At 59.9% G+C, this 20,811-nt stretch carries 19 protein-coding genes and 1 pseudogene; 8 read left to right on the top strand and 12 right to left on the bottom strand.

Translation table 11 applies throughout. The features are described from left to right. Positions 1–55: 55 nt before the first annotated feature. Both RBB80_RS18435 and RBB80_RS18430 read right to left on the bottom strand, forming a co-directional pair. On the bottom strand, positions 56–412 hold the full coding sequence (locus RBB80_RS18435; RefSeq protein WP_433963928.1) for a hypothetical protein: 357 nt from the start codon (positions 410–412) through the stop codon (positions 56–58). Next, positions 409–1,074: a DNA-formamidopyrimidine glycosylase family protein gene (locus RBB80_RS18430; RefSeq protein WP_433963927.1), complete on the bottom strand. Its 666-nt coding sequence runs from the start codon at positions 1,072–1,074 to the stop codon at positions 409–411. The genes RBB80_RS18435 and RBB80_RS18430 overlap by 4 nt, the downstream gene beginning before the upstream one ends. 23 nt (positions 1,075–1,097) lie before the next feature. Here RBB80_RS18430 and RBB80_RS18425 point away from each other — a divergent pair, with 23 nt between their 5' ends. Next, on the top strand, positions 1,098–2,309 hold the full coding sequence (locus tag RBB80_RS18425; RefSeq protein ID WP_433963926.1) for a DUF1624 domain-containing protein: 1,212 nt from the start codon (positions 1,098–1,100) through the stop codon (positions 2,307–2,309). On the opposite strand, the pseudogene RBB80_RS18420 reads toward RBB80_RS18425, so the two are convergent. The 7 genes and pseudogenes from RBB80_RS18420 to RBB80_RS18390 all read right to left on the bottom strand — a co-directional run bounded on the left by RBB80_RS18420 (position 2,310) and on the right by RBB80_RS18390 (position 12,421). Further along, positions 2,310–7,148 (bottom strand): annotated as a pseudogene (locus RBB80_RS18420) (Lhr family helicase). A 97-nt stretch (positions 7,149–7,245) separates the two neighbouring features. Next, entirely contained in the window at positions 7,246–8,073 is an 828-nt protein-coding gene (locus RBB80_RS18415; protein ID WP_433963925.1) for a CheR family methyltransferase, read from the bottom strand. Further along, positions 8,060–8,335, bottom strand: a complete 276-nt coding sequence (locus RBB80_RS18410) for a chemotaxis protein CheB (protein WP_433963924.1) — start codon at positions 8,333–8,335, stop codon at positions 8,060–8,062. Before RBB80_RS18410 ends, RBB80_RS18415 begins: the two co-directional genes overlap by 14 nt. 2 nt (positions 8,336–8,337) lie before the next feature. Beyond that, positions 8,338–9,285, bottom strand: a complete 948-nt coding sequence (locus RBB80_RS18405) for a chemotaxis protein CheB (protein WP_433963923.1) — start codon at positions 9,283–9,285, stop codon at positions 8,338–8,340. Positions 9,286–9,322: 37 nt separating this feature from the next. Further along, a complete protein-coding gene (locus RBB80_RS18400; protein WP_179584514.1) occupies positions 9,323–9,694 on the bottom strand; it encodes a response regulator in 372 nt (123 codons plus the stop codon). Continuing rightward, positions 9,675–10,208, bottom strand: coding sequence for a chemotaxis protein CheW (locus tag RBB80_RS18395; protein WP_433963922.1), 534 nt, complete (start codon positions 10,206–10,208; stop codon positions 9,675–9,677). Before RBB80_RS18395 ends, RBB80_RS18400 begins: the two co-directional genes overlap by 20 nt. After that, entirely contained in the window at positions 10,205–12,421 is a 2,217-nt protein-coding gene (locus RBB80_RS18390) for a chemotaxis protein CheA (RefSeq protein ID WP_433963921.1), read from the bottom strand. The genes RBB80_RS18395 and RBB80_RS18390 overlap by 4 nt, the downstream gene beginning before the upstream one ends. 15 nt (positions 12,422–12,436) lie before the next feature. Here RBB80_RS18390 and cdd point away from each other — a divergent pair, with 15 nt between their 5' ends. The 4 genes from cdd to RBB80_RS18370 are packed head-to-tail and all read left to right on the top strand — an operon-like array spanning position 12,437 to position 14,855. Then, the gene (cdd, locus tag RBB80_RS18385) at positions 12,437–12,916 is read left to right on the top strand and encodes a cytidine deaminase (protein ID WP_433963920.1); all 480 of its coding nucleotides are present in this window, start codon (positions 12,437–12,439) and stop codon (positions 12,914–12,916) included. A gap of 44 nt (positions 12,917–12,960) precedes the next feature. After that, the gene (locus tag RBB80_RS18380; RefSeq protein ID WP_433963919.1) at positions 12,961–13,455 is read left to right on the top strand and encodes a pentapeptide repeat-containing protein; all 495 of its coding nucleotides are present in this window, start codon (positions 12,961–12,963) and stop codon (positions 13,453–13,455) included. After that, positions 13,456–13,839: a hypothetical protein gene (locus tag RBB80_RS18375; protein WP_433963918.1), complete on the top strand. Its 384-nt coding sequence runs from the start codon at positions 13,456–13,458 to the stop codon at positions 13,837–13,839. Beyond that, a complete protein-coding gene (locus RBB80_RS18370; RefSeq protein WP_433969743.1) occupies positions 13,764–14,855 on the top strand; it encodes a thymidine phosphorylase in 1,092 nt (363 codons plus the stop codon). Before RBB80_RS18375 ends, RBB80_RS18370 begins: the two co-directional genes overlap by 76 nt. 69 nt (positions 14,856–14,924) lie before the next feature. Here RBB80_RS18370 and RBB80_RS18365 read toward each other — a convergent pair whose 3' ends face one another. Then, positions 14,925–15,350 (bottom strand): hypothetical protein, encoded by a 426-nt coding sequence (locus tag RBB80_RS18365; protein WP_433963917.1) that lies wholly within the window; start codon positions 15,348–15,350, stop codon positions 14,925–14,927. Between the two features lie 484 nt (positions 15,351–15,834). On the opposite strand from RBB80_RS18365, the gene RBB80_RS18360 reads away from it, so the two are divergent. Both RBB80_RS18360 and RBB80_RS18355 read left to right on the top strand, forming a co-directional pair. Further along, positions 15,835–17,553: a sigma 54-interacting transcriptional regulator gene (locus tag RBB80_RS18360; RefSeq protein ID WP_433963916.1), complete on the top strand. Its 1,719-nt coding sequence runs from the start codon at positions 15,835–15,837 to the stop codon at positions 17,551–17,553. Continuing rightward, on the top strand, positions 17,436–17,693 hold the full coding sequence (locus RBB80_RS18355; protein ID WP_433969741.1) for a helix-turn-helix domain-containing protein: 258 nt from the start codon (positions 17,436–17,438) through the stop codon (positions 17,691–17,693). The genes RBB80_RS18360 and RBB80_RS18355 overlap by 118 nt, the downstream gene beginning before the upstream one ends. A gap of 184 nt (positions 17,694–17,877) precedes the next feature. Here the strand turns inward: RBB80_RS18355 and RBB80_RS18350 are convergent, their stop codons facing one another. Continuing rightward, the gene (locus RBB80_RS18350; RefSeq protein WP_433963915.1) at positions 17,878–18,174 is read right to left on the bottom strand and encodes a MoaD/ThiS family protein; all 297 of its coding nucleotides are present in this window, start codon (positions 18,172–18,174) and stop codon (positions 17,878–17,880) included. Beyond that, a complete protein-coding gene (locus RBB80_RS18345; protein WP_433963914.1) occupies positions 18,171–19,370 on the bottom strand; it encodes a WD40/YVTN/BNR-like repeat-containing protein in 1,200 nt (399 codons plus the stop codon). The genes RBB80_RS18350 and RBB80_RS18345 overlap by 4 nt, the downstream gene beginning before the upstream one ends. A 190-nt stretch (positions 19,371–19,560) precedes the next feature. On the opposite strand from RBB80_RS18345, the gene RBB80_RS18340 reads away from it, so the two are divergent. Next, positions 19,561–20,799, top strand: coding sequence for a NupC/NupG family nucleoside CNT transporter (locus tag RBB80_RS18340; RefSeq protein ID WP_433963913.1), 1,239 nt, complete (start codon positions 19,561–19,563; stop codon positions 20,797–20,799). Positions 20,800–20,811: the final 12 nt, after the last annotated feature.

The following is a 20,811-nucleotide window of genomic DNA, read 5'->3' as shown; positions in this document are numbered from 1 at the left end:
CGATCCTAATCTCATAAATCCACAGATCTCATGAAGCATCAGAGTCATAGTCGATCTAGCACCCAATCTTCCCCCGCCGCACCACCAACGTCCTTCCCACCGGAGCAGCCGTCTCCCCCATCCCCAGCCAGGGCTGGCACTCCGGACACCAATACGTCGACCGAGCCTGCACCCCCTGCTTGCGCATCATCACGGTCGCTCCACACCGTCGGCACTCCTGCCCCTGCCGCCCATACACCCACAACCTCTCCTCACGATTCGACGAATGCGTCGTCCGCCGATTCCCCGAGTAAGTCACGATCCCATCTCCCGCTCCATCCACCACATTCGCCTTCATGTATCTCTGGGACACCTCCACCATCACCTCCATCTCTCGCGACGTAATCGTCCTCATCGCGCGAAATGGATTCACCCCGCCGCAAACGCCACCTCGCTCTTATAAACATTCCCCAGCCCCGCCAGCACCCGCTGATTCAACAACACCACCGCAACCTCCGCCTCAGGATTCTCTATCCCATACCCAGCCAGACGAGCCACCCCACCTTCCACCGTAAACTTATCCGACAAAATATCCGGCCCCAGCTTAGGCACCTGGCTCCTCCGTTCCAAAGATCGCGCCGTATGAAACTCGGCGACCGGAATATTGAATCCCACAGCCTCCCACTCCGCCGTCCGAACCACCGCCCGCATTCGATCCCTTCCCATTCGGGGTCCCCAGCGAGCGTTGTTTGCTCGTTGGGGTGACGTCCACCACTTCTCTCCCGTCCGATACAGATGCCAGCTCCCGCTCATCAACATATGCGTCACCAGAATCAAATCGCCCGAGAAGAAAATCAGACACCACTTTCCTCGCGACTCCACCTTCTCCACCGTTCTCCCCGCCAGCGGCGTATCGTCATTCACCCGAGCCAGCTTAGCCAACCCAGTCTCAAACCCCGTCACCACCTTGCCCCCAATCGCCCTTTGCAGCGCTCGCGCCGCGCGATAGATTGTGTCCCCTTCAGGCATCCTCTTCTCCGTTTCAACCCGCTTCTTCTCAGATGCACCAAACCTGCCGCGCAGAATATCCTTCACGCCAATCATTCTTCTAAGCGATAATGGCCACCAAAGTGTCCACAACTGTCAGATCCCCATCGCGTCTGCAGTCCATCGACGCTCTTCGCGGCGCCATCATGATCATCATGGCGCTCGATCACACTCGCGACTTCTTTCACGCCTCCGCGACGTTCTTTTCACCCACTGACCTCACACGCACCTACCCCTTGCTCTTCTTTACCCGCTGGATCACCCACTTCTGCGCTCCCGTCTTCACGTTTACAGCTGGGCTCGGAGCTTTCCTGTGGCTTCAACGCGACCGCACGAAAAATCAGCTATCAAATTTTCTTCTTTCGAGGGGAATCTGGCTGATCTTTCTCGAACTCACGGCCATGCGTCTCGCCTACAACTTCAACTTTGCTTCCCGCTTTCCAATCCTTCTTCTCGTCATGTGGGAGTTAGGCGCCTGCATGGTAGCGCTGGCCGTATTAGTCCAGCTTCCTTACCGCCTTCTTGTCGTCTTCACTATCGCGGTCATTGCACTGCACAATCTCCTCGATCCCATCAGCGCCGCATCATTCGGCCATTACGCCGCGATCTGGAACGTGATCCACCAGCCCGGCGCTTTCATCCTTCATGGACTAGTCATCGTCGTTGGCTACCCACTCGTGCCCTGGATCGCGGTCATGTCCGCAGGCTTCTGCTTTGGGCGCGTCTTTCTGCTTGAACCAGCTCGTCGCCAGAAGATCATTCTCCTCAGCGGTTGCGCATTGACAGTGGCTTTCATCATCCTGCGCGCGATCAATCTCTACGGCGATCCCGAACGGTGGACTAAGCAACGCTCCACCATCTTCACTCTTCTGTCTTTCCTGAACTGCACAAAGTACCCGCCATCGCTTCTATACCTCTCCATGACGCTCGGCCCGGCACTCATCGCTCTCGCCATCTTCGATCGTCACCGATTCAGCATTACCAATCCAGTCATCGTCTTCGGACGAGTCCCTCTCTTCTACTTCATCGCACACTTCTACCTCATTCACCTCTTGTCATTTCTCACAACCTGGATCCGCTACGGCGCACAATCCTATCCCATCCTCTTCAGCTCTCCTCCAGCGATGGGCGGCCCCGAAAAACTCTTTCCCCCAGACTTTGGATATTCGCTCTGGCTCGTCTATGCAATCTGGCTCTTCGTCGTAATCTCTCTCTACCCGCTGTGTCGCTGGTACGCAAACATCAAGGCGACACGATCTGATTGGTGGCTCAGCTACCTGTAGTCAGGCGTTCGCTCTCGCCTCACCACGCACCCCTGGTAGTGGCGGCAGCCCACGTCGGACGTTGAATCCCATTGCCCCCGCCGCAAATCCTGCATCCAGCAAAAACCGCGCCATCCAATGCTCCGCCACCGCAACCCCATTCACACTCGCAATCAACATCCCACCTCGTCCCTGCGTATCCTCCTGGTCCTGCACTCGCGACACCAGAAACTCCGCCAGACTCCGCGCCACCTGCGATCTCTGCGGTTCCTCCTCCGGCAGAAACACCTGCAGATTAGAATTTCCCCGCCGCAGATAAGTCACCAACGCCCCATCGCAAAGAATCACGCGAGCCCCGACACTCCGCGTCAAAGTAGTGCCCTCCTCGGGAGCCGCGGGCCACCGCATCAAAGCCCCATAAGGGTTCGCCGGATCGGTCGCCGCCAGCTGCAACATCTCCGTCCTGTCGCCCTGGTTCGAAACCCGCAGCGACCGCAGCAGATCCACCGCCGCCGGCAGTGCAAACTGCGTAGCCCCAAGATCCGCCGCAAAATATCCTCGCCGAATCTTCCCGCTTTCCTCCAGTGCCTTCATCACGTCATAGATCGCCGAGAACCCGCCCGGCAGATTCTCCGCATGCGCCGTCTCGCGAAACACCACCCCATAACGCGTCAGTAACTGCTGCGCAATCGCATGACTCCACTCCGTAGCCGATCTCTCCATGGCAAACGCAGCAAAATTCAGCGCCCACCGCCCTTGCGCCGTAGGCGGAGTCGTCCTCCTCGAACGAAATCCGGTCTGGTGGTGCATCCTCCGCGCTGGCTTCCTCGAACCACTCGGCGCCGGCCTCTCGCAGTACGCACGCAACGCCGCCAACCCATCATTGGTCAACATCCCCCGCCACACCAAACTCCAAAGCGCCTCCAGCGTCTCACCCGGATACCCCCACCAACTCCATCATGCAGATCCTGAAAAATGAAGCCCCGCGCCCCTTCAGATACTCAACGATCGCGAGCTCCTTTTCACTCAGCGCGGCAGAGTCGTCACTCTGAGTGGAACTAACTCCCCGCTCCTTCTGCTGCACCACCGACCGTCCAATCGGCCACAGCATCGGCAGCTTCTCCGCCAGATAAAGCCCAATCCGACCATCTCTCTCCCCAATCGGATCGAACCCAACCCAGACCACCTCACCCGCCGCAATCAACGTATCCAGATCCGAACTCTTATACCCCACCAATCGCGCCGGTAGAATCTCCGTCTCCAGAATCGAAGCCGGCAGCGGTGCGCCCTGCAGATTCTCGATCACATCTAGCAACGCATCCAGTCCTCGCCGCGGCTGCACCGCACCCTGCCACCGCGTAAACAGCCGCGCCAGCGTCTTCTGCTCCACTGGCTCGACCTCCTTCCGCAGCCGAGCCAGCGACCTCCGCCGAATCGAACGCAACACCTCGTTATCACACCACTCCCGATGAATCCCGCCCGGCCGAAACCCACCCTCCACCACCTTGCCACTCTGAATCAATCGCTGCAGAACAGCCTCCACACTGTCCATCGGCAGATCAAAACGCTCCGAAGCCTCAGGCGTTGTAAAAGGACCATGCGTCCGCGCAAATCTCCTCATCAAATCCAGCAGCGCATCCGGAGCCTCCTGCAAAAACGCACCCGGCAGCCCCGGCGGCAACGGCACGCCCAACGCGTCCCGATACCGCGCCGCATCTTCGACCGCGATCAACCGCTTCTCCCCAGCGATCTGCACCTCAAGAGCCCGCCGAGCCCTCATAAGTTTGCCAACCGACTCTGCAACCTCTTCAGTTACACATCGAACTCGTAGCTCATCCCGCGTCAAATCCCCAAGCCGCAGCAACAGATCATGTACTCCATCCATATTCCGCGCACTATACCCGTCCGCCACGCACTGCAGCTGCTCCTCCGTCTCCTCGATCGCATTGATATCCAGCAACTCACGAAGGTCCGCATCTCCCATCAACTCCCGCAGTTGATCCTGATCGATCGAAAGCGCCTGCGCTCGTCTCTCGGCCAACGGAGCGTCGCCGTCATAGATGTAGTTCGCCACATAGCTGAACAACAACGCCGAAGCAAACGGCGAAGGCGTCCTCGAATCCACCGTATGAACCCGCAACGAGCGGCTGCCAATATTCCGCAGCGTCTCCATCAACGCGGGCATATCGAAAACATCCCGCAGGCACTCCCGGTAAGCCTCGAGCACAATTGGAAACGAAGCATACCGGCTCGCCACACTCAACAAGTCATAAGCTCTCTTCCTCTGCTGCCACAGCGGAGTGCGTCCATCCGCTCTCCTCCTCGGCAGCAACAACGCCCGCGCCGCGCTCTCCCTGAACTTTGCCGCAAACAGAGCCGTCGACCCCAACTGCCGCAGCACCAGTTCCGCCGCCTCTTCTGGCTCCAGCAAAATCGGTTCAATCGCAGGAGCCTCTTCGGTCTCAGGAAAACGCAACACAAAACCATCCTCCGACCACATCGTCTCCACTTCCTGCCCGTTCCCCGCGCGGAGCTTCGCCGTCACCGCCATCGCCCAGGGCGCATGCACCCTGCTGCCAAACGGCGTCAACACACACACCCGCCAATCCCCGAGCTCGTCCCTCACTCGTTCAACCACAATATTCCGATCGTCAGGAACGACCACGGTAGCCAACTCCTGGTCCGCCAGATACCGCAACACGTTCTCCGCCGCCCCCGGCTCCAGATCATGCTCCGTCGTCAGCCGCGCCATCGCCACGCTCCGCGGAGCATCCCGCAACTCCCTCACCAGCGCGCCAATCCGCCTCCCAAACTCCAGCGGCCTCCCCGCCTGATCCCCATGCCAGAAGGGCATCTTCCCCGCCTCACCCGGAGCCGGCGTCACCAGCACACGGTCATGCGTAATCTCGTCGATCCGCCACGTCGAAGCCCCGAGAATAAACGTATCCCCCGTCCGGCTCTCGAAGACCATCTCCTCATCCAACTCCCCCACCCGCACGGGCTTCGAGCGCTGACCCGCCAGGAACACTCCATACGTTCCGCGATCAGGAATCGTCCCACCGTTCAAAATCGCAATCCGCTTCACCCCGGCGCGCGGTGTAATCCAGTTCCTCGTTCTGTCCCACGTAATCCGCGGACGCAGCTCCGCAAACTCATCCGAAGGATACCGCCCTGCCAGCATGTCCAACACTCCATCGAAGACGCTCTGGCTCAGTCCCGCAAACGGAGCCGCACCCCGCACCAGCGCAAACAGCGCAGCGTAGCTGATCCCCGGGCTCTCCTCCTCCTCCGTCTTGTGCTTCGTCCGGCGCTCCGCATCGGCAAAGTTCAACGGTGGATGAGCAATCACCGCTACCATCTGCTGTGCCAGCACATCCAGCGGATTCCGCAGAAACCGCGTCGACTCCACATGCCCCTCATGCATCGCCCGAGTCACCGCCGCACAGGCAATCAAATCAGCCCGGTACTTTGGAAAGATAATCCCATGCGACGGAGCTCCAACCTGGTGCCCCGCTCTCCCGATCCGCTGCATCCCACTGGCGACCGAAGGCGGAGCCTCAATCTGAATCACCAGATCAATCGCCCCCATATCAATTCCCAACTCCAACGAAGACGTAGCCACCAGAGCCTTGATGTTTCCCGCCTTCAGCAGCTCCTCAATCTCTGTCCTCTGCGTAGCCGCAAGCGAGCCATGATGCGCCCGCGCAATCTGCTCTCCCGCAAGCTCATTCAGCGCGCCGGCCAATCGCTCCGCCACCCGTCGAGCATTTACAAAGATCAACGTCGAAGTCCGCCCCTGAATAATCTCCAACAGTCGCGGATGAATCGACTGCCAGATCGAAGTCCTCTTCGGCCCCTGCGAAGCCGGCCCGCTAGGCTGCTCTTGAATCTCCCCCAGCCGCGCCATATCCTCAACCGGAACCTCGACCTTCAACTCCAGCAGCTTTCGGACCCCGGCGTTCACCACCGTCACCGGGCGAAATCTCGCCGCACCAGCCTCCGCGTCTGCCTGCGAATCCTCTTGACCAGCAACCTCCATCAGGACGCTAGCCGCCTCCGCATCAGCCTCCGCAGCGTGGCTCAAATTCGTGCCTTCTTTAGCTACATATCCAAAGGTATCCGCGCCGCCAAGAAATCGTGCCACCTCCTCAAGCGGCCTCTGCGTCGCAGACAGACCGATCCGCTGCAGCCTCCTCCCAGTCAAAGCCTCCAGCCGCTCCAGCGACAACGCCATATGCGCTCCACGCTTGCTCGGCACCAGCGCATGAATCTCATCCACAATGACCGTCTCCACCGACCGCAGCGCCTCCCCGCCTCCGAGGTCAGCATCAGGTACAGACTCTCCGGCGTAGTAATCAGAATGTCCCCGGGATGCCTGCGAAACCGCGCACGCTCCTTCTGCGACGTGTCCCCCGTGCGCACACTGATCTCCGGCATCCGCACCGCAACGCCCTCGCGCTTCGCCATGTTGGCAATCCCCACAAGAGGCGATCGAAGATTGCGCTCCACATCCGCCGCCAGCGCCTTCAGCGGCGAAAGATAAACCACCCTGCACCCTCTCTCAGCCTCGGGAGCCGTCCGCATCATCAACTTGTCGAGACACCACAGGAACGCCGTCAGCGTCTTCCCCGTGCCAGTCGGCGCCAGTATCAGCGTCGATTCTCCACGAGCGATCGCCGGCCAGCCCTCCACCTGCGGAGCCGTCGGCGCATCAAACACAGCCCGAAACCACTTCGCGGTAATCGGATGAAACAGCGCAAGCGCTCCCTCATCGCTGAGATTCCCAGGCGGCAACAGCTTCGTCTGCTCCGATACTATTTTCCTCTTCGGCTTAGCAGGCTTCGAAATCTTTGGTGGCATAGTCTATAGGTGCACTCTCAGCAGCATAACTGCCGCACACTATTGGATGCGCGCCTAAGCTTTCAAGTCCAGTTCGCTCGACCCACCATCTGGCCCCTCAGGCCAGGCTCACGGGACTATAGAAATAGCAGTCCGCGCCAAACTCCACCTCAAAAAGATTGGTCGAATCCTCCGCTTGCTCCGCATTCCCCAACACCAAATATCCGGCAGGAGACAGCTTCCGGTGAATCTCCCTGAAAAGCGTCCTTCGATCCTGCTGCGAAAAATAAAGCAGCACATTTCTCAACAACACCAAATCGAAGGTCGGCAGCAGAGGCAACGGAGCACACAAATTAGCATAGTGAAACTCGCACATCGACCGAATCTGCGGACTAACCTCCCACTCCTCGCCATGTCGAGTCATATACTTCAGCAGCATCCGCGCCGGCAGCCCGCGATTGACCTCCAGCCTCCGATACCGCCCCTTCTGGGCATAGTCGACAACATGCCGCGAGATATCGGTGCCAATGACCTTTACATCCCAGCTGGCCAGCTCCGGAAAATGCTCCGCTATCATCATCGCCAGACTGTAAGCCTCCTGTCCGGTCGAACTCGCCGCGCTCCATAGGCGCAGCCGCCGCTCCTCCGTTCGTCGTTCGATCAGTCGCGGAACAAGAATCTGCCGCAGCATCTCAAACGGCTTCATGTCGCGAAAGAAGCTCGTCTCGTTGATCGTCATCGCCTCAGCGACCGCGCGATGCAGATGAGCCGGCCTACCGGCCTTCAACATATTCACAAAATCCTCGAGACTATCCGCGCCCGACAACCGTGCGATCGGTGTCAGCCTCGTATCGAACAGAGCGTTGCGCGACGGATCAATCAGGTTCGCCGACTGCTCCAGCACGAGCTCACGAAGATAAGCGTAGTCCGTATCAGAACAGGCCATCGGTCACCTCGCGCCGGGGCGCCACCGCGGATGCCGCATGGCGGGCTATATCCATCTTCGTCAGCCTTCCCGCGTTGACTCTCTGCGTCAGCATGCCCGCAATCTCCGCTAGCGGAAGTGTTGCGCTCGCAATACCAGCCTCGGTCACCTTGGCAGGCATCCCCCACACCGCGGAGCTTGCCTCATCCTGCGCCAGCACCACTCCCCCGCGCTCATGCACGGCTCGCGCTCCATTCAACCCATCGGCCCCCATACCGGTCATCACTACCGCCAGCGCCGACGCACCATACATCCGTGCCGCAGAAAAAACAGATAGTCCACCGCCGGCCTGCAGTGGTTCAAAGGCTCCCGCTGATGCAGCCGGACCCTGCTGCTTCGCCCCGCAAGACTTCCGTCCCGCTTGTCCGTCAACCCGTTGCCTGGACCCACCTCCATATGCGCATCTCCCGGCGCCAGCCAGATTGTGCCAGGTCGAATCATCGCGTTCTCATAGGCTTCCTTCACGCGCAGCGAACAGCATCTGTCCAATCGCTCCGCCAGCGCACCGGTAAACAGCTTCGGCATATGCTGAACGATCAACACAGGAACAGGAAAATCTGCAGGCAGACTCGGCAGCAACTGCTCCAGCGCAGAGGGCCCTCCAGTAGACAATCCAATCACCACCACCTCAATCGGAGAGAACGTCTTTGCCGGCGCCGCACCAGCCGGAGCCTTAGGAGCATTGCCAGAGCCACTCGCGACAACCTTCTCTCCCTTACGTTTCGCCCCCTTGGCCAGCGCAGCAATCCGCGGCAGCAGCTGCTGCGACAGCGAAAGCATCGCCGAAGCAAAATCACGCTGCTCCGCTGGCTTGGTCACATAGTCTGCAGCACCACACGCCAGCGCCTCCAGCGTCGACCTCGCTCCCCTCTCCGTATGCGCACTGCACATGATCACCGGAAGGCGCGGATTCTCCACCTGCAAGCGACGCAAAACCTCCAGCCCATTCAGCCTCGGCATCTCAAGATCCAGGACCAGCACATCCGGTGACAGCCGCTTCACCGACTCCAGGCAATCCACCCCGTCCAACGCAACCCCGCACAACTCCATTCGAGGCAGCTCGCTCGACCGATCCTCCGCATGCATCTGAAACAGCTTCCACATCACCCCGCGCATCACCGCCGAGTCGTCCGCTGCAAGAATGCGGAGCGGCCGTTCCTCCATGGGTCCCATATCTGCTTTCCTCAGACTTTCTCTCTCACCCACAACCTCAGGCCGCGATCACACCAAGCAGAAGCATCTTCTCCCGAAGGCTCTCAGGGGTAAACGGCTTCATCAGAAACTCATCCGCACCATTGTCCAGCGCCGTCGTGATAAACGAGTGATCGGCTTCGGTCGTCACCATCATCACCTTCATCTCTGGCCCCAGCTTCGCCTCGCGCAGCTTCTTCACACACTCCAGCCCGTTCATCACCGGCATGTTCACATCCAGCAGCATCAGGTCGAACGACTCCTCCGCCCGAAGCACAGCCAGCGCATCGCTCCCATCCTTCGCCTCTTCACACACCACGTCCATGCGACCCAGCAGGTGCCGCAGGTACTCGCGGATAAAGCTCGAATCATCAACGATCAGGGCTCGCATCTGTGCCTCCATTCAAACTGTTTTTGAACAATCCCACCTCCGACAAACGCGACGGCGACAGCTTCTGCGGATCCAGGTGCACCATAAGACCCGACTCCATCTTGTAGGCTCCATCGAAGAGCCACTTACCCCTGGCCTCCAGGGTGCACGGATTGGCCTCCAACGCCCGCCGGCTCACCGTCACCACGCCGCCCACCGCATCCACCACCAGCCCAAACCGTTCCGCAGCCTCATCGTCCGCCATCACCAGCACGCAGCATTTGCCGGAGTGTGCCTCCATCCCCAGCAGAGCTCGAAGATTCACTGTCGTCAGCACCTCGCCGCGGTAAGGAACAACTCCCGCGATGAACGCAGGCGACATCGGCACTCGTTGCAGATCCCTCTCCCCAAGCACCTCCCGTATCTTCCTTGTATCGATGCCGAACATCTCACTGCCTGCGTACAGCGAACAGAGCGAGACTGCATCACTCTCGTCCTGAAGCTCGTCGACCTTCTCCTGACCGGCTATTCTCACGCGACCTCCTGCCATGCAGCCTTCGCCTTCACCCCAAACTCACGATGAACCTGCGTCAACTTCTCCTTCACCAGAGCAAGCTCCATTCCTTGGGTGGCCTCATCCTGATCAATCAACGTTCCGGTCGAAACATCGAGGACCTGCCGCACAATCATTCCTCCCCGCTGCGCTCCTCCAACGCTGGCGTCGCCACAGATCAGCACCGTCACCATCGTCTCTTCGCCAGCATGACGAACAGACTCCATCTCGATCAGCACATTCCCTTCATCCCTCAGCGGCAGCAGTTCGCCGCGATACTGCAGCAACGGCCGCCCGCCTGCATACTCGATCTGTCCCAGCGGAACGCTTTCAATCCGCTCCACCACATCCAGCGGCAGCGCCGTTCGTTCTCGCAACCGATCCTCAAAGATCAGGAACGATATACCCGTGGCCTCCTGCACCACATTCTCTCCAGCGCCGATTCCAGAGACCTCCTCTTCAATCGGCTTCACCCCAGCACGCGCAGCAGTTGCACCGATGTCCAGGATCAAAGCGAGCGTTCCATTGCCCAGCACAGTCGCGCCGGAAAACAAGCCGATCTCTCGCAGCACCGGCGAAAGCGGCTTCACCACAATCTCCTCGGGAGACATCAGGTCGTCAACCACAAGACCGTATCTGCAACCCTCCGCCTCTAACACCGCCAGATAATGTCCCTTCGACTGGTCCGGATTATCAGCTTCCAATCCCAGCAACCGGTCCAGCCACACCATCGGCAACAGACGCTCTCGCAGCCGGTACAGCTCCGACGAACCAATTCGCTGCACCACCTGCGCAAACTCTCGCTCCGGAATATCCACCAGCTCCACCAGAGTGCTCTGCGGCAGCGCGAAAGCCTGCCCTCCGCTCTTCACCACCAACGATGGAACAATCGCCAATGTCAACGGCACCCGAAGGCGCAGCGTAGTCCCCACGCCCCTGCGCGACTCGACCTCCACGCTGCCGCCAACCTTCTCTACATTGGCGCGCACCACATCCATGCCGACGCCGCGCCCGGAGACTGTAGTCACAGCAGCAGCTGTAGAAAATCCTGGAAGAAAGATCAGCTGCAAAGCCTCCCGCTCCGACATCCCCGCAGCATCTTCCGCCGTTACAAGATTCCGTTCAATTGCCTTCTGCAGCACTCGCTCGATCGGAATCCCCGCGCCATCATCTTCAATCTCGATCACCACCGATCCGCTCTGGTGGAACGCCTTCAACCGCAGACAACCCTCAGCCGACTTTCCTGCCAGCACGCGATCCGCAGGCGACTCGATCCCGTGATCGACTGCGTTCCTCACCGCATGAGTCAGCGGATCCTTGATCGCCTCCAGAAGACTCTTATCCAACCCCGTCTCCTGGCCGCTGAACTCGATCCGCACCTCGCGTCCGCACGTCCGCGCGAGATCCCTCACCATCCGCGGAAACTTCCCAAACAGATTCCCAACCGGCTGCATCCGAGCCTGCATCACCGTCTCGCGCAGATCCGCCGTAACGCTATCTAGTCGCCGCGCCAGCTCAGGAAAGTTCGCCGCCTCCATCCCGCTCTGCAGCATCTGGTTGCGTGTCAACACCAGCTCGCCCACCAGGTTCATCATGCGGTTGAGCACATCCACATCGATCCGCAGCGTCTTATCCGCGCTCGCCTTCTCAGTCACCACGGTCGGCTGCAAAGCGGGCGAGGCGCTACTGTTCGAAGCGACCTGCATAGCACCCTCTACCTTGGTCGTCTCCACCAGCGCGATCTGCGGAGACTCGATCTCCGGCAACTCCGCAGGCACCTGCCCGTTCAACATCGCCAGTTCCGCGATCAGCTCGCCATCTTCATCCCCGGCCCGCGTCCCTTCACTCCCCGTCTCTTCGATCAGCCCCAGAATCGCGCGCAGTCCATCCATCAGGCGAAGCAATCCGCTGATCAGATCCGAGGTCACCCCAAGTCTGCCGTCCCGCAGCGATCCCAGCAGGTGCTCTCCCGCATGCGCCAGCTTCTCCAGCCGGTCGAATCCCAGAAACCCCGTCGTCCCTTTGATCGTATGGACGGCGCGGAAGATCTCCCCCAGCAATCCGGTATCGTCAGGCCGCATCTCCAGCTCGGTCAGGCATCGTTCCATCCGGTCCAGACCCTCCTGGCTCTCCGCAATAAACTCTTTGGTTAGCTCGTCCACACCTCTTATATCGGGCGAGAGAGCGGTAACCATGAGGCACCCAGCCACTTGCTATCGCCCTCCGCACCCGATAGCCTCACTCACATCATGTCCTCTGAACTCTCCAAAGACCGTCCCAGCGAGCTGACATCCACGCAAATCGCCGATCTGCAGCAGCAAGCCACCACAGTCGCCCACCACGCCTACGCCCCCTACAGCAACTTCCGCGTAGGCGCCGCCCTCCTCCTCACGGACGGTACTATCGTAACCGGCTGCAACGTCGAAAACGCCTCCTACCGCCTCACCACCTGCGCCGAGCAGACCGCCATCGCCGCCGCCGTCGCCCTCCGCGGCCCGGGCATCCGCATCCGCGCCATCGCCGTCGCCAACCTCAACCAGACCGCCAGCCAACCCTGCGGTGCCTGCCGCCAGACCATCCACGAGTTCAGCACCCCCGACACCATCGTCTTCTTCCCCGCCGAAGACGGCACCATCGCCCAGGCCACCATCGCCGAGCTCTTACCCGCCGCCTTCTTACTCAACGAGTAGTCCGTCAAGTCGATTGATCAATTCTCTAGTTAAGGAAGATCGCTTTGATAATCCATGACACAAATGGCAACGTACTCTGCGATACGTCGTCTGACGCTTTCCTTGACCTGCGTGATCTGCGCAACGCAAACTTTCGCGGTCAACAATTGGAAGTCCTTGATCTCTCTGATGTGGATCTTAGAGGAGCTGATTTCACCGGAGCAGACCTTTACTGGACTTATCTCTTCAGGGCAAATTGTGAAGGAAGCATCTTTCGGAACTGCCGATTAAGTGGCGTGGTCCTCGATGGTGCGAATCTACGCAGAGCAGACTTCACGGGAGCATATATCTCCTACGACAACGTCTTCCATTCATCCTCTCTCATCGAAGCAGATTTGACAGATGCTCTCCTTGACAGAGTTGATTTGAAGGGGTCGCGTTATAACCGCTTGACCGTCTTCCCTCATGGATTCGATCCCAAGGCAAATGGCACGATTGAAGTCGACGAGGAACAAGGATTGGTCGTACCCACAGGTATCAAATCAGATAGAGAAGAGTAGATGACCCAAACCATTCATCCCATCGACGTAGTCCTCCACAAGCGCGACGGCCGCGTCCTCACCGACGACGAGATCCAGGCCTTCATCCACGCTGTCGTCCAACGCACGCCGCAAAAACAACTCGTCACCGACGCCCAGATCGCCGCCTTCCTCATGGCTGTCTTCCATCGCGGCCTCGCCCCGCAGGAACTCGCCACCCTCACCTCCGCAATGCGCTACTCCGGCGAGACCTTCGACGCCACCCCCTCCACACCTTCACCGTCGACAAGCACTCCACCGGCGGCGTCGGCGACAAGACCTCCCTCCTCATCGCCCCCATCCTCGCCGCCGCAGGCCTCGCCTCGCCAAACGCCGACGGCATCCCCTCCATCTGCGTCCCCATGATCTCCGGCCGCAGCCTCGGCCACACCGGCGGCACGCTCGACAAGCTCGAAACCATCCCCGGCTTCAACACCCAGCTCACCCTCGACCAACTCCTCCTCACGCTCGAAAAGTGCGGCGCCGCCCTCGTCGGCCAAACCCCGCGCCTCGTCCCCGCCGACCGCATCCTCTACGCCCTCCGCGACCACACCGGCACCGTCGAATCTCCCTACCTCATCTGCGCCAGCATCATGAGCAAAAAATTAGCCGAAGACCTCAACGCCCTGGTCCTCGACGTAAAAACCGGCAGCGGCGCCTTCATGCCCACCTACGATCAGTCAAAGCTCCTCGCCGAACTCATGGTCCAGACCGGCGAATCCTCCGGCACACGTACCATCGCTCTCCTCACCAACCACGACGAACCCCTCGGCCGCTTCTCCGGCAACTGGATTGAAGTATGGGAGTGCGTCGACATCCTGCGCGCCACCCGAATCCAGGATCGCCACCCCATGTCCTCCGACCTCATCCAACTCTCCAACCTGCTCGCCGGCTGGATGCTTCATCTCGCCGGCCACGCCGACACCCCCGAAGCAGGAGCAAAGCTCTCCGACGAGATCCTCCTCAGCGGTGCAGCCTTCAAAGCGTGGATCAGAGTCGTGGCCACCCAGTGCGGCGACGTCTCCCTCTTCCACGACCCCGCCGACCACCACCGATACACGGCCTCGCGCACCCTCACCGCCACCCACTCCGGATACCTCGCCGCCATGGACTGCAAACAAGTCGGCTGGGCCGTCCAACGACTCGGTGCAGGCCGAGCCAAACCCGGCGACCCCGTCAGCGCCCACGCCGGCATCGAGATGCACGCCAAGCTCGGCAACCAGATTAAAGCTGGCCAACCCCTCGTCACCCTCTTCAGCGAAGACATCTCACTCCTCGACGAACCCGAGAGCATGCTCCGCGAAACCATTCACATCGCCGCTAGCCCACCTGAACCCCAACCTCTCCTCCGCGAAGTCATCAAGAACACAACCTCTTCCTGAGTCACAACCAACGCAAAAAAGAAGACCCGGAGATCTCGTCTCCGGGTCCTACTCGCTCGAGTATCAAAACTAGTTGAGCGCGATCAGAACCTCGTGATTGTCAGGTACGGACGCTTCCTGCGTCTGAGACTTGGCCCACTTCTCCTGCTTCGACGTCGGCAGGTGGCATGTCGTCGCCTCGTTCGTAGTGCGAACCTCACTGAGGAAGTACTGCCCGCCATAACGGTGGAAGACCAGCTTATTGTCCGCGGAGGCGCCATAGTCAGGAACTGTGATAGCCATCACGGCAATGCCCTTCTCCCGATCCGAAATCGTAAGCATTCGGGGCGTGTTGACCTCGCTGCCGAGGGTGTAATGCCCGGCAGGCAGCGTGCGGCCATTCACCGTGAAGCTGAAGGGAACGTTTGCCGTGACCTTATGATCCTGGGCCAAAGCGCTACCAGCGGTGGCGATACCGGCGGCGACGAAGAGTGCGATTGCAGTAAGGTTTTTCATGACGATCTCCTTTGTGAGATACCTCTCTCAGGTCCCGATTGGTCTCTGGATTTCGTTCTCTCCCGAGCTTCCTGTTATGCCCGGAGATATTGCAAACGCATGGCCAAACCCAACCAAACTCCCGCCGATTGCGAGCCCACTTGTATTTGCAATGAGATAGAGTCCATGCATCCGTTCGTCATACGAAGTGGTCCGCTCAAACTCCGTCAAGCCGGTATCCGAATGGTTCCCCTCGGGTATCCGATCGGTTCCCGTCTACCCAGATCAGCTCCTGCATGACCTCTTTTTCCCCACACTCATTGACATACCTCAGTGAGCTGGAAGCCACAAAGCGCCTCGCTGAAGAGCCTTTCTCGTCCTTCTACCTTCTTCACCCGACACCCGATCCGCGACTCGACACAAAACGTTCCTTATTCTTCACGCCTTCGAGGGATCGTTCTTTTGTCTGCCGCATCAGATACACTTTGAATCAACGGAGGCCCCGATGAAACCGCGGCTCCTCGCCATCTCGGGCTCGCTAACCGGAACCGTTCGAGAGCTGATCGATAGTCCAATCTCTGTTGGCAGACTCGAAGCAAACCAGTTATGCCTCGCCGATCCCACGGTCTCGCGGAAACACTGCACCATTCAGCGTGTTGACCAAAAGAACGGCCAATATGAACTGGTCGATCTCGACAGCAGAAGCGGCACCTTTGTAAATGGAATGCCCATCCTGCGCCGATCCCTCGACCACGGAGACACCATCCGTATCGGCAACGCCGACTTCGTCTTCCTGATGCAGGAAGGCGAAGCGGTGGCCACTCCCAGAAGACGCGTGAGCGACTTTTCTTCAAGCTCCTCGTCAGAAACCGCGCCAACCGCGCCACCCGCGCGCCTCCCCACCTTCGGAGTCGAGGTCGGGCGCATGGCGCGAGACCTCACCGCCCTCTTCAGAATCAGCAATGTCATCAACTCCATCCGCGACTCGCAACTCCTCCAACGCGAGCTTCTGCAGCTTATCTTCGAGGTGGTCCCAGCCGACGAAGGTGCAGTCGTTCTGCTCACTGACTTTGAAGAAGAAACCCTCGAAATCTGTAGCTGGAACCGCCATACCGACGCACCTTCGAAGATCGAAGTTCAAAGAGAACTCGTTCACCGAGCCTTCTGGGAGCGTACCGCCGTCCAGATAGATGCCGATGCAAACGAAAGCCGGCTGAACAACATACTCTGCCTGCCGCTGGTCGCGATAGAACGAACCATCGGCGTAATCTATCTCACCTCCCTGTATCCCGCTCCACCCTTTCGCGAAGATCATATTTACTTCCTCGACTCGGCCTCCCGCATCGCAGCGGTGACCCTCGAAAACATTCTTGCCCTCGATGCGCTGCGCTCGGAAAACTCAAAGTTGAAACGCCAGCTCAACCCGGTCACCAACCTGGTCGGTGAAAGTCGGCAGATCCGTCAGGTCAGCGAGTTCATCTCACGCGTCGCACAGAGCGATTCCACCGTACTCATCCGAGGAGAGAGCGGCACCGGCAAAGAGGTCATCGCGCGCTCCATTCACCAAAGCAGCCCAAGAAGCGAACGCCCCTTCATCGCCATCAACTGCGCCGCCATCCCCGAGACCTTGCTCGAAAGCGAGCTCTTCGGCCACGAGAAGGGCGCATACACCGGAGCCCTCGGCATGAGGAAGGGAAAGCTCGAAGCCGCCGAAGATGGAACTCTCTTTCTCGATGAGATCGGCGAACTCGCTCCCGCAATGCAAGCCAAACTCCTGCGAGTCCTGCAGCAACGAGAGTTCGAACGAGTAGGAGGAACTCACCCCGTCGCCTTCAGAGCCCGCGTCCTCGCCGCCACCAACAAAAATCTCGAACAGGCCATCAAGTCCAACGAGTTTCGCCAGGACCTCTACTACCGTCTCAACGTCGTCTCGGTCTCCGTGCCGCCGCTGCGAGAACACTGCGAGGACATTCCTCTGCTCGCCCTTTACTTCGCCTCGAAGTACGCGCAAAAAACAAGCGACCCTTCAAAGGCATTGCCTCCGAAGCCCGCTCCGTCCTCCTGGGTTACAGTTGGCCAGGCAACGTCCGCGAACTCGAGAACGCTATCGAGCACGCCATCGTCCTCGGTCTCACCGAAGAGATCCTCGCCGAAGATCTCCCCAACGTCATCCTCGAGCAGCAGTCCGCAAAACTCGCAGGGGCAAAGTATCACGACGTCCTGAACGAGTCCAAGAAAGAGCTGATCCTCAACGCACTTCGAGACTCAAAAGGAAGTTATCCCGAAGCCGCACGCACCCTCGGCATTCACCCCAAATACCTCCACCGACTCGCACGAAACCTCAACCTGAAATCCGATTCCTAGCTCCGTTGAAGATCAAGCCGAGCATCAAACTGAGAGGCCCGTATCGAGCGTTTGCTGTCATCCTGAGCGCAGAGAAGGATCCCGACGAACTCCTCCCTGCCCAAACCGCTCGTCCCTTTCAACCCACACGCCCTTGCCTGTTCTTTATCGCCTGGGTTCATCCAGCCAACAAACCCGCCTCAGCCTAACCCCCAGCCACCGCAGCAATCACCAGAAACGGCTCAACGCCGCTCTGGACAGCCTCAGGCAACATCGCCTCCGCCGACTCATGCGACAGATCCTCCCCGCACGCAAAGAACCGCAGAAACGCCCTGCGCTTCATCGTTCCATGCTCCCGAATCGTCCCACACAACATCGGATACTTCGCCTCCAACGCGTCCAGCACAGACCGTTGCGTCGCCGCGCCCACAACCTCGAGCATCACCTCACCACTCACACCCGCCAGAGTGCGCAGATGCGTCGGCAGCAGCACGCGAATCATGCGAGCGTCTGCGACCCCGAAGGCAAAGCCTGCGACCCCGAGGGCAAAGCCTGCGACCCCGAAGGCAAAGTCTGCGACCCCGAAGACAAAGTCTGCACCTCGACCGACAACACCGCCGGCAGATCCCGCACAATCGGCGTCCAGCTATCGCCCCCATCGGAGGACCCATACACCTGCCCTCCCGTCGTCCCAAAGTACACCCCGCACTCGTCCAGCGTATCCACCGCCATCGCGTCGCGCAGTACATTCACATAACAATCCTTCTGCGGCAACCCCTTCGTCAGCGCCTCCCACTCATCTCCACCCGACCTGCTCCGATAAACCCGCAGCTTGCCATCCGGCGGAAAGTGCTCCGAATCGCTCTTGATCGGCACCACAAAGACCGTCTCCGGCTCATGGGCATGCACATCAATCACAAATCCAAAGTCGGTCGGCAGATTCCCACTCACCTCTCGCCACGAATCGCCTGCATTGTCGCTGCGCATCACATCCCAGTGCTTCTGCATAAACAGCACTCCGGGCCGCGACGGATGCATCGCAATGTGATGAACACAGTGCCCGACCTCCGCCGTCGGATCAGGAATATGTTCGGACCGAAGCCCCTGATTAATCGGCTTCCACGTCTTCCCGGCATCATCCGTCCGAAACGCACCGGCCGATGAAATAGCAATAAATATCCTCTCCGGATCACTCGGATCAAGAATGATCGTGTGCAGGCACATTCCACCCGCCCCCGGCTGCCAGTGCGGCCCCGACCCATGCCCACGCAACCCCGACAGCTCCTCCCAACTCCCTCCCCCATCCTTCGACCGAAACAGCGCCGCATCTTCCACCCCTGCGTACACCTCATCCACATTGCTCAGCGAAGGCTCCAGATGCCACACCCTCTTGAACTCCCACGGATGCGGAGTCCCGTCATACCATTGGTGGGTCCCCGGCACCCCCTCGTAAAGAAACTTGTTCCCCGCCTGCACCCACGTCGCCCCACCATCCTCCGACCGCTGAATCACCTGCCCGAACCATCCATTCGACTGCGACGCATACAAACGGTTCGGATCCACCGGCGATCCCTTCATGTGATAGATCTCCCAACCCGCAAAGTGCGGCCCCGTAATCTCCCACCTCTCCCGCTTCCCATCCGAAGTCATCACGAATGCGCCCTTGCGCGTGCCAACCAGCAATCTCACCCTACTCATCGTCCGCTCCTCTCAGCATCTGTCACCGGCAGCTTCTCTTTGGTGAATACGATCACGACCCCATTTTGTTCACGCCAATGTACCACCAACCCCGATCAGCTGAGGAAATCCCTAGGCCGCTCCTCTCCCACCCAGTACACTCAAACCAAAGCAATCAAACTGCCTCCATCTCGCAGCAGGAGCGAAGCCTTTGTCTCGATTCACCGGTCTGCTCGGCCTCATCACCTTCCTCGGCCTCGCCTACGCCTTCTCCACCAACCGCCGCGCCATTCGCTGGCGCACCGTGGCCTGGGGACTAGGCCTGCAGATCGTCTTCGCCTTCCTCGTCATCAAGTGGAACGCCGGCCAGGCCATCCTCCGCAACATTTCGAACGTCATCACCTCACTGCTCGCACACTCGGTCGACGGCTCCTCTCTCGTCTTCGGCCCTCTCGGCACCCCCGGCCGCCCCTTCGCCGTCCTCGCCTTCGCCGTCCTTCCCACCATCATCTTCGTCAGCGCCTTCTTCGCCATCATGTACCACATCGGCCTCATGCAGCACATCATCCGCGTCGTCGCCTGGATCATGCAGCGCACCATGGGAACCTCCGGCGCCGAATCCACCAACGTCGCCGCCAGCATCTTCATGGGCCAGACCGAAGCTCCCCTCACCATCCGACCATTCCTCGCCGGCGCCACCCGCAGCGAGCTCATGGTCATCATGACCTCCGGCATGGCCCACGTCTCCGGCGGCATCATGGCCGCCTACATCAGCTTCGGCATCAACGCGCAAGACCTCCTCTCCGCCGTCATCATGACCGCCCCCGGCACCATCCTCGTCGCAAAGATGCTCGTCCCCGAAACCGAAGTCCCCGCCACCATCGGCACCGTCCACATGCCGCCCAGCGAGGAGCACAAAAACGAAAACTTCATCGCCGCCGTCGCCCGCGGCACCATCGACGGCGGCCGCCTCGCCTTCAACGTAGCCATCATGCTCATCAGCTTCGTCGCGCTCGTCGGCCTCTTCAACGCAATCATGCTCGGCATCTCAAACTTCCTCTGGGCCCACGGCCACATCCCCTACCCGCACTCCCTCAACGCCATCCTCGGCGTCATCGGAGCGCCCATCGCCTGGCTCATCGGCGTACCCTGGCACGACGCCCACGCCATCGGAAACCTCCTCGGCACCCGCACCATGATCAACGAGTTCGTCGCCTTCACCCAGCTCGGCGCCATCAAATCCACCCTCGCCCCGCGCACCTTCTCCATCGCCACCTTCGCTCTCTGCGGCTTCGCCAACGTAGGCAGCATCGGCATGCAGATCGGTGGCATCGGCGCCCTCGTCCCCAACCGCCGCAACGACCTCGCTCAGCTAGGCCTTCGCGCCATGCTCGCCGGAACCATGGCCAACCTCATGTCCGCCAGCATCGTCTCCATGCTCATCAAATAGTTACGCGAACCT

The organism is Tunturiibacter gelidiferens (assembly GCF_051013345.1).
GTDB classification, from domain to species: domain Bacteria; phylum Acidobacteriota; class Terriglobia; order Terriglobales; family Acidobacteriaceae; genus Edaphobacter; species Edaphobacter gelidiferens_A.
Note: the sequence above shows the minus strand (reverse complement) of the source record. Positions and strands in the feature narration are given on the sequence as shown.